This is a genomic window from Mesorhizobium sp. CA8, from assembly GCF_020164955.1.
Classification (GTDB): Bacteria; Pseudomonadota; Alphaproteobacteria; order Rhizobiales; family Rhizobiaceae; genus Mesorhizobium.
Window position 1 is genome coordinate 260,146 of record NZ_JAIUHG010000005.1, and the last position, 17,189, is coordinate 277,334.

Annotated in this window: 13 protein-coding genes and 1 pseudogene; 9 read left to right on the top strand and 5 right to left on the bottom strand. The window is 64.3% G+C overall.

The window, feature by feature from the left end:
* Window positions 1–12 precede the first annotated feature (12 nt).
* The gene (locus LB553_RS08445; protein WP_224512258.1) at window positions 13–300 is read right to left on the bottom strand and encodes a succinate dehydrogenase assembly factor 2; all 288 of its coding nucleotides are present in this window, start codon (window positions 298–300) and stop codon (window positions 13–15) included.
* 93 nt (window positions 301–393) lie between these two features.
* On the opposite strand from LB553_RS08445, the gene recG reads away from it, so the two are divergent.
* Window positions 394–2,502: an ATP-dependent DNA helicase RecG gene (gene recG, locus LB553_RS08450; RefSeq protein WP_224512260.1), complete on the top strand. Its 2,109-nt coding sequence runs from the start codon at window positions 394–396 to the stop codon at window positions 2,500–2,502.
* Here the strand turns inward: recG and LB553_RS08455 are convergent.
* Window positions 2,454–3,209 carry a DUF502 domain-containing protein gene (locus LB553_RS08455; protein ID WP_224512261.1) on the bottom strand — a complete coding sequence of 252 codons (756 nt, stop codon included), beginning with the start codon at window positions 3,207–3,209 and terminating at the stop codon, window positions 2,454–2,456. The two genes, recG and LB553_RS08455, sit on opposite strands and share 49 nt — an antisense overlap.
* 275 nt (window positions 3,210–3,484) lie before the next feature.
* Between LB553_RS08455 and LB553_RS08460 the strand changes: the two are divergent.
* Window positions 3,485–3,771, top strand: a pseudogene (locus LB553_RS08460) (GIY-YIG nuclease family protein).
* A gap of 125 nt (window positions 3,772–3,896) precedes the next feature.
* On the opposite strand, the gene glmS reads toward LB553_RS08460, so the two are convergent.
* From glmS to LB553_RS08475, 3 genes are all read right to left on the bottom strand, one after another.
* Window positions 3,897–5,720, bottom strand: coding sequence for a glutamine--fructose-6-phosphate transaminase (isomerizing) (gene glmS / locus LB553_RS08465; RefSeq protein ID WP_224512263.1), 1,824 nt, complete (start codon window positions 5,718–5,720; stop codon window positions 3,897–3,899).
* 357 nt (window positions 5,721–6,077) lie between these two features.
* Window positions 6,078–7,448, bottom strand: coding sequence for a bifunctional UDP-N-acetylglucosamine diphosphorylase/glucosamine-1-phosphate N-acetyltransferase GlmU (glmU, locus tag LB553_RS08470; RefSeq protein WP_224512265.1), 1,371 nt, complete (start codon window positions 7,446–7,448; stop codon window positions 6,078–6,080).
* A 147-nt stretch (window positions 7,449–7,595) separates the two neighbouring features.
* Window positions 7,596–8,342: a cytochrome c biogenesis CcdA family protein gene (locus tag LB553_RS08475; protein ID WP_224512266.1), complete on the bottom strand. Its 747-nt coding sequence runs from the start codon at window positions 8,340–8,342 to the stop codon at window positions 7,596–7,598.
* A gap of 163 nt (window positions 8,343–8,505) precedes the next feature.
* On the opposite strand from LB553_RS08475, the gene LB553_RS08480 reads away from it, so the two are divergent.
* The 7 genes from LB553_RS08480 to LB553_RS08510 all read left to right on the top strand — a co-directional run bounded on the left by LB553_RS08480 (window position 8,506) and on the right by LB553_RS08510 (window position 17,065).
* Window positions 8,506–8,883: a hypothetical protein gene (locus LB553_RS08480; RefSeq protein WP_224512268.1), complete on the top strand. Its 378-nt coding sequence runs from the start codon at window positions 8,506–8,508 to the stop codon at window positions 8,881–8,883.
* A 276-nt stretch (window positions 8,884–9,159) separates the two neighbouring features.
* On the top strand, window positions 9,160–11,727 hold the full coding sequence (gene topA, locus LB553_RS08485) for a type I DNA topoisomerase (RefSeq protein WP_224512270.1): 2,568 nt from the start codon (window positions 9,160–9,162) through the stop codon (window positions 11,725–11,727).
* 6 nt (window positions 11,728–11,733) lie between these two features.
* Window positions 11,734–14,043, top strand: a complete 2,310-nt coding sequence (gene rnr, locus LB553_RS08490) for a ribonuclease R (protein ID WP_224512272.1) — start codon at window positions 11,734–11,736, stop codon at window positions 14,041–14,043.
* Complete coding sequence (locus tag LB553_RS08495; RefSeq protein ID WP_224512273.1) at window positions 14,043–14,489, top strand: DUF983 domain-containing protein; 447 nt, start codon at window positions 14,043–14,045, stop codon at window positions 14,487–14,489. The genes rnr and LB553_RS08495 overlap by 1 nt, the downstream gene beginning before the upstream one ends.
* Window positions 14,490–14,577: 88 nt before the next feature.
* Window positions 14,578–15,318 carry an NUDIX hydrolase gene (locus LB553_RS08500; protein ID WP_224512274.1) on the top strand — a complete coding sequence of 247 codons (741 nt, stop codon included), beginning with the start codon at window positions 14,578–14,580 and terminating at the stop codon, window positions 15,316–15,318.
* A 20-nt stretch (window positions 15,319–15,338) separates the two neighbouring features.
* On the top strand, window positions 15,339–16,514 hold the full coding sequence (locus LB553_RS08505; protein ID WP_224512275.1) for an MFS transporter: 1,176 nt from the start codon (window positions 15,339–15,341) through the stop codon (window positions 16,512–16,514).
* A gap of 92 nt (window positions 16,515–16,606) precedes the next feature.
* Window positions 16,607–17,065 (top strand): hypothetical protein, encoded by a 459-nt coding sequence (locus tag LB553_RS08510; RefSeq protein ID WP_224512276.1) that lies wholly within the window; start codon window positions 16,607–16,609, stop codon window positions 17,063–17,065.
* Window positions 17,066–17,189 lie beyond the last annotated feature (124 nt).

Below are 17,189 nucleotides of genomic sequence, written 5' to 3' on the forward strand. Positions count from 1 at the left end.
GATGGGTGTTTTTCAAAATGTCATGGTCCGGCGCGACGCCAGGATCTTTTGCAGCACCGCGCAATCGATATCGGGCGGAACCGGGCGCTCTCCGGTGACCATCGGGAAAAATTCGGTGTCGGGAATTTCGAGAAGTCTCTCATATTGGTCGATTTCATCGGCCGTCAAGACGCCGATCTCGGCATCGGCGAAGGAGCCCAGGATCAGGTCCATCTCGCGCATGCCGCGGTGCCAGGAGCGGAACAGGAGCTTGCGGCGGCGAGCGTCCAGCCCCTCGCTTGATCGCTGTGTTCCGGTCATCTCGCCGCATCCCTGTCCAAAGCGGCGCATATAGCGTGGATAGAGAGCGGTGTCAGCCTTTGCGCTGCCCTCGTCGCGACATAAGCTGACACGATGCGTCCCACCATCCTCGATCCCCTGTTCGTCCCGATCACCTCGCTTGCCGGCGTCGGCCCGAAAGTCGGTTTGCTGATCGAGCGCGTGGTGCCGGCCGATCTCGGCGATCGTGCCGCGCGCGCGGCCGACCTTTTGTTCGTGCTGCCCAACACCGTGATCGACCGCCGCAACCGGCCCGGCATCGCGCTGTCGGCCGAAGGCCAGATCGTCACGCTCGAAGTGCGGGTCGACCGCCACCAGCCGCCGCCCCGCGGCAACAGGTCGGTGCCTTACCGGGTCTACGCCCATGACGACACCGGTGAGGTCGCGCTGACCTTCTTCCATGCTCATGCCGCCTATCTGCAGAAGATGCTTCCCGAAGGCGAGCGTGTGGTGATCTCGGGTCGCATGGAGTGGTTCAACGGCCGCCCGACCATGGTCCATCCCGACCATATCGCGTCGATCGACGAGGCCGAAGGGCTGCCGCTGGTCGAGCCGGTCTATCCGCTGACCGCCGGCCTCTCGGCCAAGGTGCTGCGCCGCGCCATAGGCCAGGCACTTGGCCGCCTGCCGGAACTGCCGGAGTGGCAGGACGACGCTTTTATGCGCCGCCACACCTTCCCGGCCTTCGGCGACGCGCTCGCCCGCATCCATTATCCGAAGGACCCGATCGACGTTGCCGTCGAAGGCTCGGCCTGGCGCCGTCTCGCCTATGACGAATTGCTGGCCGGGCAGGTTTCGCTGGCGCTGGTGCGGGCGAGAATTCGCCGCCTCTCTGGCCGGCCGCTTACCGGCGATGGTCGCATCGTCGAGAAATTGCGCGCCGCCCTGCCCTACAAGCTCACGCCAAGCCAGGAATTCGCGCTTGGCGAGATCAACGCCGATCTCGCCGATCCCGAGCGCATGCTGCGCCTGCTGCAAGGCGACGTCGGTTCCGGCAAGACCGTGGTGGCGCTGCTCGCCATGGCTCGCGCGGTCGAGGCCGGCGGCCAGGCGGCCCTGATGGCGCCGACCGAAATCCTGGCGCGCCAGCATCTGGCGACGATCGCGCCGCTGGCGGAAAAGGTCGGCCTGCGCCTTGCCATCCTGACCGGGCGTGAGAAGGGCCGCGAACGCACGGAGACGCTTGCAGGTCTTGCCGGCGGCGCGATCGACATCGTCGTCGGCACGCATGCCCTGTTCCAGGAAAGCGTGACGTTTCACGACCTGGTGCTGGCCGTCGTCGACGAGCAGCACCGCTTCGGCGTCCACCAGCGCCTGGCCATCACCGCCAAGGGCGACGCGCCGGACATGCTGGTGATGACGGCCACGCCTATCCCGCGCACGCTGGTGCTGACCGCCTTTGGCGACATGGACGTCTCGAAGCTCACCGAAAAGCCGGCCGGCCGGCAGCCGATCCGCACCGTCACCTTGCCGATGGAACGGCTGGATGAGTTGGTCGGACGCATGCTCGATGCCGTCGCCGATGGCCAAAAAATCTACTGGATCTGCCCGCTGGTCGAGGAATCGGAAGAGATCAAGCTGATGTCGGCGGAGGACCGTTTCGCTTCGCTGAAACCGCTCTTCGGCGATCGGATCGGCCTCGTGCACGGCCGCATGAAGGGTGCGGAAAAAGACGAGGCGATGCGCGCCTTCAAGCAAGGCGAAACGTGCATCCTCATCGCCACCACCGTGATCGAGGTCGGCGTCGACGTACCCGACGCCACGATCATGGTCATTGAGCATGCCGAACGCTTCGGCCTTGCCCAGTTGCACCAGTTGCGCGGCCGGGTCGGGCGGGGCGACAAGCCGTCATCGTGCGTCCTGCTCTACAAGGAGCCGCTCGGCGAGACGGCAAAGCGCCGGCTTTCGGTGATGCGGGAGACCGAGGATGGCTTCCGCATCGCCGAGGAGGACCTGAAACTGCGCGGCGAAGGCGAGTTGCTGGGCACCCGCCAGTCCGGCACGCCAGGCTTCCAGGTGGCGCGCCTCGAGTTCCATGCCGATCTGCTCGAAGCAGCGCGGGACGACGCGCGGCTGATCCTGTCTGGCGACCCGGAACTGCAATCCGAACGCGGCGAGGCGCTGCGGCTGCTGCTTTACCTGTTCGGCCGCGACGAGGCAGTGCGGCTGCTGCGCGCCGGCTGAGCGGCGCCGATCGCCGGGTTGGCGAGGCCGCCTTCGACGGGCTCGCCATTCAGCGTCACCAGCTTGGCCTTGACCTCCGGCGCCACCATGCCGGCAGAAACGATCAGCTTGGCGCCGTCCTCGATCGACATGTCGAGCGGCACGATCTCGGATTTATGCACATACATCAGGAAGCCGGTGGTCGGGTTGGGCGTGCAGGGCATGAAGACCGCGATCAGCGGATCGCCTTCCTGGTCGAGCTTCTGGTTGATCTCCGTTTCCTTGTCATTGGCGACGAAGACCAGCGACCAGACGCCTTTGCGCGGATATTCCACTAGGCCGACCTGGCGGAACATGTCACCCTTGTTCGACAGCACCGTCTCGAAAATCTGCTTCAGCGAGCCATAGATGCCGCGCACCAGCGGCATCCGGCCAAGCAGCCGCTCGCCGAAATTGACGATGGCGCGGCCGACGATGTTCGCCGTCAGGAAACCGATCAGCGTGATCAGCACCAGCGCCACGATCAGCCCGAAGCCCGGAACCGGGAATGGCAGATAGCTGTCGGGATTGTAGCGGGCGGGGATGTAAGGCTTCACCCAGGAATCGACCCAGCCGATCAGCGACCACGCGATATAGACCGTGATCGCCAGCGGCGCGCAGACGACGAAGCCGGTCAGGAAATAGTTCCTTAGGCGGGTCATGCCAGAGGTCTTCAGGGCGTCGGACATGAGTTCACCGCGGCGCAGGTTGCAACGCTGAGATTAGTGAACCGCGAGCCGGTTTGGAACTGCGAAGTTTTTAAGGGTGCCCTCCATCAACCGGCTTTCAGCATTCCAAATGGAAGCTGCTCCGTTCGCGATTGGCCGCAACACCCCTCCGTCGTCATCCACTGGCGGAGCGGGAGCGAAGCGGACGCGCAGACCCGAGGATCCATTCCGTGACGCCGGCCAAAATGCCACCCGTCAGAATAGTCCCCTAACCATCAATCCGTTACCGTTCACGCATGACGGGCTATGTCTATATGACAGCAAGCAACAAGCGCGGCACCATCTACACTGGTGTCACGAACGATCTTGGCCGTCGGATGCCGGAGCACAGGTCCGGCGAAGGCTCGCGCTTTACGGGCGCTACGGCGTGCAGCGTCTGGTCTGGTACGAGGAATATTTCGACATCCGCGATGCCATCCAGCGCGAAAAATCGCTGAAACGCTGGCCGCGCCAATGGAAGATCGAACTGATCGAAAAAGCCAATCCCCTGTGGTTCGAGCTGTTCCGCGGTATCGGGTGGTAACGCCTAGTTTTGCATCGGCTTGATCCACTCAAGCGTCACGGAATGGATCCTCGGGTCTGCGCAGGACCTTCGCTCCTGCTCCGCCCGTGGATGACGAACGAAACGGGGCGGCAGCAAACCCGCGCCTACTCCACCGTTACGGACTTCGCCAGATTGCGCGGCTGGTCGACGTCGGTGCCCATGAAAACGGCGGTGAAATAGGCCAGCATCTGGATCGGCAGCGCATAGATGATCGGCGAGATGATCTCCGGCACCTCGGGCAGGATGATCGTCTCCATCGTCTTTATGCCGGCCTGCGCCGCTCCCTTTTTGTCGGTGATCAGGATGATCTTGCCGCCGCGCGCCGCCACTTCCTGCATGTTCGAGACGGTCTTTTCGAAGATGCGGTCATGCGGCGCAATCACGATCACTGGCATGTTCTCGTCGATCAGCGCGATCGGCCCGTGCTTGAGCTCGCCGCCGGCATAGCCTTCGGCGTGGATGTAGGAGATCTCCTTGAGCTTCAGCGCGCCTTCCATGGCCAGAGGAAAATTGGTGTCGCGGCCGAGATAGAGCACGTCCTTGTAGCGCGAGAGCTCGCGCGAGATGCGCTCGATCTGCTCGTCGAGCTTCAGCACCTGGGTGGCATAGCGCGGCGCTTCGGAAAGCTCGCGCACCAGCTGCTTTTCCTGATCGGGCGAGATCGTGCCGCGCGCAACGCCCGCGCGGACCGCGAGCGCAGCCAAGACGGATAGCTGGCAGGTGAAAGCCTTGGTCGAGGCAACGCCGATCTCCGGCCCGGCAAGCGTCGGCAGCACGACGTCGGATTCGCGCGCCATGGTCGATTCGCGCACATTGACGACAGCACCGATCTTCATGCCGGCCTTGCGGCAATAGCGCAGCGAAGCCAGCGTATCGGCGGTCTCGCCCGACTGCGAGATGAAGAAGGCCGCATCATTGGCCGAAAGCGGCATCTCGCGGTAGCGGAACTCGGAGGCGACATCGATATCGACCGGCAATCGCGCATAGCGCTCGAACCAGTATTTCGAGATCAGCCCGGCGAGATAAGCGGTGCCGCAGGCCGAGAGCGCCAGCCGGCCGATCTTGGCGAAATCGAAGGGCAGGTCGAGCGGCTTCGACTTGCCCGAAACGAAATCCACGTAATTCGCCAGCGTGTGCGAGATCACCTCCGGCTGCTCGTGGATTTCCTTTTCCATGAAATGGCGGCGGTTGCCCTTGTCGACCATGAAGCTGGTCGACAGCGACTGCTGCCGCTTGCGATCGACTTTGTTGCCGTCGATGTCATAGATGGTGACGCCGTTGCGGCGCACTTCCGCCCAGTCGCCGTCTTCCAGATAGGTGACCGCATTGGTGAAAGGCGCCAGCGCGATGGCATCGGAGCCCAAAAACATCTCGCCTTCGCCATGGCCGACTGCCAGAGGCGGGCCGTTTCGGGCGCCGACGATCAGGTCCTCGTCACCCGTGAACATGATCGCCAGCGCGAAGGCGCCCGAGAGGCGCCTCAGCGCCGCATGCGCGGCTTCCACCGGCCTCAGCCCCCTGGCGAGTTCGCGCGCCACCAGATGCGCGACGACCTCCGTGTCGGTTTGCGAAGAGAAGGAGTAGCCGTCGCGGGTGAGCTCGTCGCGCAATTCGGCGAAATTCTCGATGATGCCGTTGTGGACGATGGCGACGCCCTTGGAAAAATGCGGGTGCGCGTTGGTCTCGTTGGGCACGCCATGCGTCGCCCAGCGCGTGTGGCCGATGCCGATCGTGCCGTCGAGCGGCTCGTCCTTCAGCCGGCGCTCGAGATTGATCAGCTTGCCTTCGGCGCGGCGGCGGCCGAGCTCGCCCCTCTCGATGGTGGCGACGCCGGCCGAGTCATAGCCGCGATATTCAAGGCGCTTCAGCGCGTCGACGATGAGCGGCGCGACCTGCTCTCGGCCCACGATTCCAACGATACCGCACATGGCGCTTGCCCCCGATTCCCAGCAAAAAACCCAGCGTTATCTATGGACCGCCGGGCCGTGGCGAAAGTCACTTTGCGTTTCGTTCCGTGTCAACCGGAACCCTGTTCGAAGACCACCATGGCAGAGGGCCATTGCGATCCAGTTACCGCAATTGCTCGGTTTTTCGGCCGCTTCAGCGCCGAAGCGTGCACGCGCATTGCCGTTCGTCTCCGCTGTAAGGTGCTGCTGCGGTGGCGAGTATCATTTGCCGCGGCGGTGCGTCATCCTCCAAATGACGATCCATGCTGAATCGCGCAAGGCGGCCTTGAGACGCTATCCGCGCTGCCGCTGTTCTTCCTGATCCTCAGTCCCTGCTCGCTATTCCGCCGCAGCCTTCTTCCGCGCCGCGGCGGCCGAAGCGAGGCGCTCGCGCAACTCCTTGCCCTTGCCGGGAATCGTCTTCTGGCGGGCGCGGCCGAAGGCCAGCGCATCGTCGGGCACGCTTTCGGTGATCACGCTGCCGGAAGCGATGTACCCGCCCTTGCCGATCGAGACCGGCGCCACCAGCGAGGAATTCGAGCCGACAAAGGCGCCCTCGCCGATATCGGTGAAGAATTTCGAGTAGCCGTCATAATTGCAGGTGATGGTGCCGGCGCCGATATTGGCCGCGGCACCCACGCGTGCATCGCCGATGTAGGTCAGATGGTTGACCTTGGCGCCCTCTTCGATCGTGGCCTGCTTGACCTCGCAGAAATTGCCGACCTTTGCCTTGTTTCGAAGATCCGCGCCCGGCCGCAGCCGGGCGAACGGCCCGACATCGCAATTTGAGGCGATCGTTGCGCCCTCGATATGGCTGAAAGCACGGATCTTGGCGCCCGACGCGATCTTGACGCCCGGCCCGAACCAGACATTCGGCTCGACGATGGTGTCAGTGCCGATTTCGGTATCGTGCGAGAAATAGACGGTTTCGGGCGCGATCAGGGTAACTCCGGACAGCATCGCCTCGCGCCGGCGGCGCGCCTGCCAGATCGCTTCCGCCTCGGCGAGCTCGGCCCGGTTGTTGATGCCGAGCGCGCTTTCGAAACTCTCTTCCGTCGCCACTACGTCGAGACCTTCCGCGCCGGCGATCTCGACGATGTCGGTGAGGTAGAATTCGCCCTTGGCGTTCTTGGTGCCGACCTTGTCGAGCAGCCGCAACGCATGCTTGCCCGTCACCGCCATCATGCCGGCGTTGCAGAAGCCGATCTTCTTCTCCTCGTCGGAGCAGTCTTTTTCCTCGCGGATGGCGATGAGATGACCGCTCTTTTCAATCAACCGGCCGTAGCCGGCTGGGCTTGGCGGACGGAAGCCGATGACCGCGACGGCGGCACCCTCCGCCAGCTTCTGCCGCGCTGCGGCCAACGCCTGCGCATCGATCAGCGGCGTGTCGCCGAACATCACGAGAATATCGTCATAACCCTTTGATATCGCTTCACGCGCGGCAAGGACCGCATGCGCGGTACCAAGCCGCTTCTCCTGCACGAAAGTCTCCGCCTTCGGCGCGAATTTCTGCACCGCCTTGCGCATCTCGTCTGCGCCGTGGCCGATCACCAGCACCACGCCGGTCGCGCCGGCAGCCTCAGCGGCTTTCACGACGTGAGCCATCATCGGCAGGCCGGCAATGGCATGCAGCACCTTGGGCATCGCGCTTTTCATGCGCGTGCCTTCGCCGGCGGCGAGGATGACAGACAGGCAGGATCTCTGGCTCATGGATGGGCAACCATATGAAAAAGGTTTGAATCAACGCATGTTAACAGCGCAGGCCATGCTGCACCAATGCGGTTAAATTCCGGTGAGATGCTGGAGCAACTACTTTTAATCAGCACGTCCACAGTTCGATGCTGCGCGCAACGAAGATTATCCCAGCCGCCCAAGCACCGGAAAATTCTCCAGCAGCCAGTAGGACGCGCTCTGCACGCCGCCGGTGAGGAAAAACACGCCGGCGACGACCAGAAGCGCGCCGATCGCCTTCTCGACGCGGCCGAGATGGACGCGGAATTTGCCGAGGAAGCGCATGAAGGCGCCGGAAAACAGCGCCGCGATCAGGAACGGGATGCCGAGGCCGAGCGAATAGGCGGCAAGCAGAAGCGCGCCTTCGCCCACGGTCTCGCGCCCGCCGGCCAAAGTCAGGATCGGCCCAAGCACCGGGCCGATGCAGGGCGTCCAGCCGAAAGCGAAGGCCAGCCCCATCACATAGGCCGCGATCATGCTCGCCGGCTTGCCCTGCGATTGGAAGCGCGCCTCGCGCGACAGAAGCGGAATGCGCAGGATGCTAAGGAAGTTCAGGCCCATGATGATGATCAGCACGCCCGCCGCCATCGCCAGCGGTTCCTGCCAGACGCGCAGCAGCCGCCCGATGGTCGAGGCGCCGGCGCCGAGCGCCACGAACACGGTGGAAAAGCCGAGCACGAAGGCCAAAGACGCATAAAGCAGCGCGCCGCGCGCGCCTTCCTTCGCCGTGACACTCTGATTGCCGCGGAAATCCTCAACCGAAACGCCGGCCATGTAGCAGAGATAGGGCGGCACCAGCGGCAGCACGCAAGGCGACAGGAACGAGATCGCCCCTGCCCCGACCGCGCTGACATAGCCGATGTCCAATACCATCCAATGAGTCCCGATTGCTGGCGTCGATATAGCGATGCGGGCACGCCCCTGCCAATCACCATTGTGTGGCACGTCGCGCTTCGCCGCAGGAAGAAACAGGCATCCCGACGCGTTGACCGAACAAGCGCGCGACTGCCGCGCGCTTGTTTTCAGGGAGACTATCGTGAAAGCAATCGCACTCGGGTTTGCCGCGCTACTGCTGGGCACCGCCGCATCCCAGGCCGCGGAAGCCTGGAAGGAAGCCGAAGCGGGCGGCACCAAGATCTATACCGACGCCAAGGGCATGACGCTCTATACCTTCGACAAGGACGAGAAGGGCAAGTCCAATTGCTATGACAAATGCGCCACCAACTGGCCGCCGCTGAAGGCCGAGGCCAGCGCCAAGGCGGACGACGAATGGACGATCGTCGAGCGCAAAGACGGCACCAAGATGTGGGCCTATGACGGCAAGCCGGTCTATACCTTCGTCAAGGACAAGAAAGCCGGCGACATGACCGGCGAAGGCGCCGCCGGCGCCTGGCACGTGGTCAAGGCCGACTGAGGCAACGCTGTTGAATGCTCCGGCTGCCGGCTCCCTTGATCCGGCAGCCGGTCGTCTTTACCGGTCGTCCGCCCGGTTCGCGGCGTGCATCCTCCATCCCAAAAAATGTGATCTTTGCCATACACTCTAAGAGTGTATCGTCCGCGGCCGCTTCCCAAATTGGCCGCTTCCCCTTGACCGATTGCAAAAGCACGGCCATGTGAGCGACGAAAAGAGTGGGATTTCGTCGTGCGTCGCGGAGTTCTTCCGCCACCTCACAGCTGATTAAGAGACCTCATGGACGTCGTCGTCGTCGAATCGCCGGCCAAGGCGAAGACAATCAACAAATATCTGGGCAAGAACTATAAGGTTCTGGCCTCGTTCGGCCATGTCCGCGATCTGCCGGCCAAGGACGGCTCGGTGCGGCCCGACGAAGACTTCGCCATGTCCTGGTCGGTCGACACCGCGTCCGGCAAGCGCCTCGCCGACATCGCCAAGGCGGTCAAGGATGCCGATGGGCTGATCCTCGCCACCGACCCGGATCGCGAGGGCGAAGCGATTTCCTGGCATGTGCTGGAAGTCCTGAAGCAGAAGCGCGCGCTGAAGGACAAGCCGGTCAGCCGGGTCGTCTTCAACGCCATCACCAAGGCCTCGGTGCTCGATGCCATGGCCAATCCGCGCCAGATCGACGCGCCGCTGGTCGACGCCTATCTCGCCCGCCGTGCGCTCGACTATCTCGTCGGCTTCACGCTCTCGCCGGTGCTGTGGCGCAAGCTGCCGGGCGCCCGCTCCGCCGGCCGCGTCCAGTCCGTGGCGCTGCGCCTGGTCTGCGACCGCGAATCCGAGATCGAGCGCTTCATCCGCGAGGAATACTGGCAGATCGCAGCCATCCTCGGCACCCCGCGCAACGACAGTTTCGAGGCGCGGCTGACCGCCTTCGCCGGCAAGAAGCTGCAAAAGCTCGACATCGCCAACAAGGCTCAGGCCGACGACATCAAGGCGATGCTCGAAGGCGCGACCTTCAAGGCATTGTCGGTCGAAGCCAAGCCGACAAAACGCAATCCCGGCCCGCCCTTCACCACCTCGACGCTGCAGCAGGCCGCCTCGTCAGGCCTCGGTTTCTCGGCCAACCGCACCATGCAGGTGGCGCAAAGACTCTATGAAGGCATGGATGTCGGCGGCGAGACCGCCGGACTCATCACCTATATGCGAACCGACGGCGTGCAGATGGCGCCGGAGGCGATCGAGGCCGCCCGCAACGCCATCGTCAGCGAGTTCGGCGCCAAATACCTGCCGGAGAAGCCGCGTTTCTACACCACCAAGGCCAAGAACGCCCAGGAAGCCCACGAGGCGATCCGGCCGACCGATTTCAAGCGCACGCCGGCTTCCGTTCGGCAATATCTCGATGCCGACCAGGCCCGGCTCTACGAGCTGATCTGGAAGCGCGCCATTGCCAGCCAGATGCAGCCGGCCGAGATCGAACGCACCACGGTCGAGATCGAGGCCGTCAACGGCGCCCGCACCGCGGAGCTGCGCGCGATCGGCTCGGTCGTCCGCTTCGACGGCTTCATTGCCGCCTATACCGACCAGAAGGACGAGGACGCCGAGGACGAGGAGAGCCGCCGCCTGCCCGAGATCCGTTCCGGCGAGCAGCTTGCCCGTCAGGCGATCAACGCGACCCAGCACACCACCGAGCCGCCGCCGCGCTACTCCGAGGCGTCGCTGATCAAGAAGCTGGAAGAGCTGGGCATCGGCCGGCCGTCGACCTACACCGCGATCCTGAAGACGCTGGAGGACCGCGACTACGTCACCATAGACCGCCGCAAGCTGGTGCCGCAGGCCAAGGGCCGGCTGCTCTCGGCCTTTCTCGAAAGCTTCTTCGAGCGCTATGTCGAGTACGACTTCACGGCCTCGCTTGAGGAGAAGCTCGACGAGATTTCCGACGGCAAGCTCGCTTGGAAAGACGTCCTGCGCGACTTCTGGAAGGATTTCTCCGGCGCCGTCGACGACATCAAGGAACTGCGCGTCGCCGACGTGCTCGATGCGCTCAACGAAGAGCTCGCGCCCCTGGTCTTCCCGGAGCGCGAGGACGGTTCCAACCCGCGCATCTGCCCGAAATGCGGCACCGGCAATCTCTCGCTGAAGCTCGGCAAGTTCGGCGCATTTGTCGGCTGCTCGAACTATCCTGAATGCTCCTACACCCGCCAGCTCGGCGACGCCGCCAATCCCAATGGCGAGAACGGCAATGGCGAGGACGGCGTCAAGCTGCTCGGCAAAGATCCTTACACGGCCGAGGAAATCACGCTGAGGAGCGGCCGCTTCGGGCCCTATATTCAACGCGGCGAAGGCAAGGAAGCCAAGCGATCGAGCCTACCCAAGGGCTGGACGCCCGAGTCGATCGACCACGAGAAGGCGCTGGCGCTGCTGGCCCTGCCGCGCGATGTGGGAAAACATCCCGAAACCGGCAAGATGATCTCGGCCGGCCTCGGGCGATATGGCCCGTTCGTGCTGCATGACGGCACCTACGCCAATCTGGAGAGCATCGAGGACGTGTTCTCGATCGGCCTGAACCGCGCCGTCTCGGTGATCGCCGAGAAGCAGCAGAAGGGCAAGGGCGGCCGCAACGGCGCCACGCCGGCGGCCCTGAAAGAGCTTGGCGACCATCCCGATGGCGGGGGCAAGATCGTCGTGCGCGACGGCAAATATGGTCCCTACGTCAATTACGGCAAGGTCAATGCGACGCTGCCCAAGGGCAAGGACCCGCAATCGGTGACGATGGAAGAGGCGCTTGGCCTTATCGCCGAAAAGGAAGCCAAGGGCGGAGGCGGCAAAAAGCCCTTCCGCAGGGCGGCGAAGAAGGGGTAGCAGGACGTGGCGCGCAGGATCTCCGCAAGAAGCCACGGCGATCCGCGCCACGCCGACACGAGGGCCAAGGTGGTCAAGGACGATTACCGGCCCTCGCGCGACGAGATCCTGCGCTACATCGCCGAAAATCCGGACCGCTCCGGCAAGCGCGAGATCGCCAAGGCCTTCGCCCTGCGCGGCGGGGATCGTGTCTGGCTGAAAGAGATGTTGCGCGACCTGCAGGACGAAGGCCTGCTGACCAAGGAGCGCAAGCGCCTCAGCCGCGCGGGCGCCGTGCCTCACGTCGCCGTGCTCGATATTTTCGGCCGCGACGATGACGGCGTGCTTTTGGCCAATCCGAGCGAATATACCGGCGCCGGTTCTCCGCCCGTCATTGCCATCCGCATTTCGCGCAGCGCCAGCGGCCCCGTGCCGGGCATCGGCGACCGCGTGCTCGCAAAAACCTTCCCGACCGACGATCCGTCAGGCCCAGCCTATACCGGGCGGGTGATGAAGATCTTCGAGAAGCGCAGCGATGCGGTGCTCGGCGTCTTCCGCGCATTGAAGGACGGCACGTTCCGCATCGAGCCGGTCGAGCGGCGCCAGCCGGAGTTGATCGTCGACAAGGAATTCCAGAACGGCGCCAGGAACGGCGACCTCGTCGAGGTCGAGCCGGCGCGCGCATCCCGTTACGGACTGCCCAGGGCAAAAGTGCTGGTGGTGCTGGGATCCTTGAGCAGCGAAAAGGCGGTCTCGATGATCGCCATCCATGCCCACGACATTCCGCATATCTTTCCGGCGGACGTGATTGCCGAGGCCGAAGCGGTGAAACCGGCGACGCTCGATCACCGCGAGGATTGGCGCGACCTGCCGCTGGTGACTATCGATCCGGCCGATGCCAAGGACCATGACGACGCGGTCTTCGCCACGCCCGACACGGACGAGAAGAATCCCGGCGGCGTTGTGATCACCGTGGCGATCGCTGATGTCGCAGCCTATGTCCGCTACGGCACGCCGCTCGACCGCGAAGCCTTGAGGCGCGGCAATTCGGTCTATTTCCCGGACCGGGTCGTGCCGATGCTACCCGAACGCATCTCCAACGACCTCTGCTCGCTGCGCGAGGGCGAGGATCGTCCGGCCATCGCCGTGCGCATGACCTTCTCCTCGGAAGGCCGCAAGCTCAAGCACTCCTTCCACCGCGTCATGATGAAGTCGGCCGCCAAGCTCGCCTATCCGCAGGCGCAGGCCGCGATCGACGGCGTGCCCGACGACAAGACGCGGCCGATCCTCAACGGCGTCCTGAAGCCGCTCTGGGACGCCTATGCTGTGCTGAAGCGCGGCCGCGACTCCCGCCAGCCGCTGGAGCTCGACCTGCCGGAGCGCAAGATCCTGCTGAAGCCCGACGGCACGGTCGACCGCGTCATCGTGCCGGAGCGCCTCGACGCGCATAAGCTCATCGAGGAGTTCATGATCCAGGCCAATGTCGCGGCGGCCGAGACCTTGGAGGGCAAGAAAGAGCCCCTCGTCTACCGCATCCATGACGCGCCTTCGCTCGCCAAGCAGGAATCGCTGCGCGAATTCCTGCAAACGCTCAGCCTGTCGCTGGCACGCGGCGCGCAGATGCGGCCCAGCCAGTTCAACGGCATTCTGGAGCAGGTGCGCGGTGCCGACAATGAGGCGCTGGTCAACGAAGTGGTGCTGCGCTCGCAGAGCCAGGCGGAGTACTCGCCGAAGAACATTGGCCATTTCGGCCTCAACCTCAGGCGTTACGCGCATTTCACCTCGCCGATCCGCCGCTATGCCGATCTGATCGTGCACCGCGGGTTGATCGCGGCACTTGGTCTCGGTCCCGGCGGCCTGACGCAGCAGGAGGCGGACCGGCTGGAGGAGGTCGCCGCGCTGATCTCGGCCACGGAACGGCGCGCCATGGCCGCCGAGCGCGATACGGTCGACCGGCTGATCGCCGCCTATCTCGCCGAGCGCGTCAACGACACCTTCGACGCGCGCATTTCCGGCGTCACCAAGGCGGGACTCTTTGTCCAATTGCCGCAGTATGGCGCCGACGGCTTTATTCCGGTGTCAACTCTGGGCGGCGACTACTATATCTACGACGAAACCGCCCGATCGCTGTACGGGGAACGCACCGGCAAGGGCTATCAGCTTGCCGATCGTGTCGAGGTTCGGCTGGTCGAGGTCGCGCCGATGGCCGGCGCGATGCGTTTCGAGATGCTGACCGACCCGAAGCCCCTGCCCGGCTCGAAGCGGTCATTCCACAAGGCCAAGGGCCGCGCCCGCGCGTCGCAATCGCGCGTCGGTCCGCGCGGCAGGAGACGGTAATGCCAGGTAACTTCCAAGTGGAAGAACAGGTTTTCGGCGGCGAGCACCATTCGGGCCGTATCGCGCGTCCACTATGGACGGCGATGAAGCGCGGCTTGCTCGGTCGCTGCCCGCATTGCGGCAAGGGAAAGCTGTTCCGCGCGTTCGTGAAGCCCGCAGACAGGTGCGAAGTCTGCGGCGAGGAGTTGCACCACCATCGCGCGGACGACCTGCCTGCCTATCTGGTCATCGTCATTGTCGGCCACATCGTGGTCGGCTCCTTCATGGCAGTGGAGGCGACCACCACGCTGTCGACCCGGCAGCACGCGCTGATCTGGGTGCCGCTGACCGTTATTCTGGCCGTCACGCTGCTGCAACCGGTCAAGGGGGCTGTCATCGGCCTGCAATGGGCATTTTATATGCACGGCTTCGGCGACGAGAAGGACGAATTCGAGGGCCAATCATAAGCCAGGTCGCGCCATCGTCCACCCTGGTTCAAAAGCCGCGACGCGCAAGCCACTTTCACATCGAGGAAGTTTCCGCTAGGTCGGGCGCATGGAAGGAATGACCAAGGCGGATGTCGACAAGCTCGATAAAGGCTTGGCCGTGCGCAGCGGCCGGGCGCTGCGTCCGCGTGATGCCGCGACCCTCATTCTGCTCGACCGCCGGGACAAGGACGTCCTGGTGCTGATGGGCCGGCGCCATGCCGGGCATGCCTTCATGCCCGGCAAATTCGTCTTTCCCGGCGGCCGCACCGATCCTGCGGACAGCCGCATTCCTGTCGGCGCGCCTCTGCGCGGCGAAGAAGAGAAAAAGCTGGTCGCCGGCCCCGGCCAAGCCAGCGCGGCGCGGGCGCGGGCAATCGCCCTGTCGGCGATTCGCGAGACCTATGAGGAAGCCGGCCTTCTGATCGGCCGTAAGGGCGCCTTCTCGACCGCGAAGCGCGACTGGCAGGGTTTCGCCGAACATGGCGTTATCCCGTCGCTGGACGTGCTCCGCTTCATCGCCCGCGCCATCACCCCGCCCAATCGCGTGCGCCGTTTCGACACGCGTTTCTTCAGCGCCTGGCGCCACCACGTTGCGGTGGAACTGCCCGGCGGCGGCCCGACCAACGAGCTGGAGGAACTCGTCTGGCTGCCGCTTGCCGACGCCCGCAAGGCCGACATCCCCGACATTACCGGCATGATCCTGGAAGAACTGGAAAGTCGGCTTGCCGGCGATCCCTTGCTGCGGCCGGGGGGTGCCGTGCCGTTCTTCCGGCTCGTCCGCAACCGCTTTGTCCGCGAAGTCCTTTAGAAGCAGAGCATTTTGATCCCATGACGGTCGATACCCAACAACAGGGCGACGAACGCGTACACTGGCTGCCGATGGTCGCGGCGATCTCCTCGATCAGCGTCGTCGGCATCGCCATCGGCCTCGGCATGCCGCTGCTCAGCGTCATTCTGGAAAGCCGCGGCCATTCGGCTTCGATGATCGGCCTCAACACCGCCGTCGCCGGCCTCGCCTCGATCGCCGGCGCGCCTTTGGCCACGCCGCTTGCCATGCGGCTCGGCGTCGCCTGGACGATGCTTTTGATGATCGCCATCGGCGCGCTCGCCTTTGTCGGTTTCCATTTCGCGCCGGATTTCTGGATGTGGTTCCCGCTCCGCGTCGCCCTGCACATCTCCCTGACGGTGCTGTTCATCCTGTCGGAATTCTGGATCAGCACCTCCGCCCCGCCGAACCGGCGGGGCCTTGTGCTTGGCATCTACGCCACCGTTTTGTCACTCGGCTTTGCCGCCGGACCCTGGCTGTTCGCCCATCTCGGCAGTTCGGGCTTCCTGCCATTCGGCGTTACCATAGCGCTGGTGACGCTTGCCGCCATTCCGGTGCTCGCGGCCCGCAACGAGAGCCCGAGCATCGTCGCCGACAGCGAGACCAGCCATTTCCTGCGCTACATTTGGCTGGTGCCGACGGCGACCTTCGCCGTGCTTGTCTTCGGCGCGGTCGAGACCGGCGGTTTCTCGCTGTTCCCCGTCTATGGCAGCCGGATCGGCTATTCCGAGGCCGACGCAGCGCTCCTGCTGACCATGATCGGGCTTGGCAACGTGCTCCTGCAGATCCCGATCGGCATGATCAGCGACCGCATCTCGGACCGCCGCTACCTGCTTCTGGCCTGCGCCACCGTCGGCCTTGTCGGCACCGTCTTCATGCCGTTCTTCGCGCAGAACTGGCATCTGATGGCGGCCCTTCTGTTCGTCTGGGGCGGCGTCGTCGCCGCCATGTATACGATCGGCCTTGCCCATCTCGGTTCCCAGCTTTCCGGCCATGAGTTGGCATCGGCCAATGCCGCCTTCGTGCTTTGCTATGGTGTCGGCATGGTGCTGGGTCCGCAGGCGATCGGCATCGGCATGGATGCCTTCGGCCCATCCGGCTTCGGCTGGTCGCTGGCCTTTTTCTTCGCCGCCTACATGGCTCTGATCCTGGTCAGGCTGGTGCGCAAGATTCTTTAGGCAAATGCCGCCGAAGCGTCGGGCATCCTGACATCACCGTGTCAGCAACACCCCGCTATAACCGGCCTCTCACGCGAGGTAGGAGAATTGCGATGGTCGACAGCGGCTTTGAAACCAGATCCCTCAGGATGGAACTGCTTCTGCTCGTCACATTCCAGGCGCCGGCCGCCAATGTCGAGCGCATCATGGAGGCCGTGGTGGCGATCACGCCGCTGCGCATGGGCAAGTATGACGCCAACGCCTATCAGTCGGCGCAAGGCATCGAGCGCTACCGGCCGCTCGAAGGCGCCGCCGCCGGCGCCGAGACCGAACTGCGCCGACGGCCCGGCACCGTCGAAGTGTCGTTCGAGATCGCCGACGACCAGGCGCTCGCTGCCCGTGTCGTCGAGGTGATTTTCCAGGCCCATTCCTACCAGGAGCCCGTCATCCGCATCCAGCCACTGCTCGCCAGCCGTTCCAAGGGTCTGGACGACCGCGCCAATCCGAACCGCTGGTGGAACACCACGGGCGACTGGAAAAAGGCGGGACAGGTGATCGGAGAGCACGCTTGAAGCGGTGAAATCAGCCATGCCGGAATGAGGTAAGGAAGGGCCCGGGCTGTCGGTAGCTAATCAAGTTGTCCGGTTTGGTAGCACATCATTTGTCCGCTTCAGTTTGCGTCGAAGCGGTTCACGC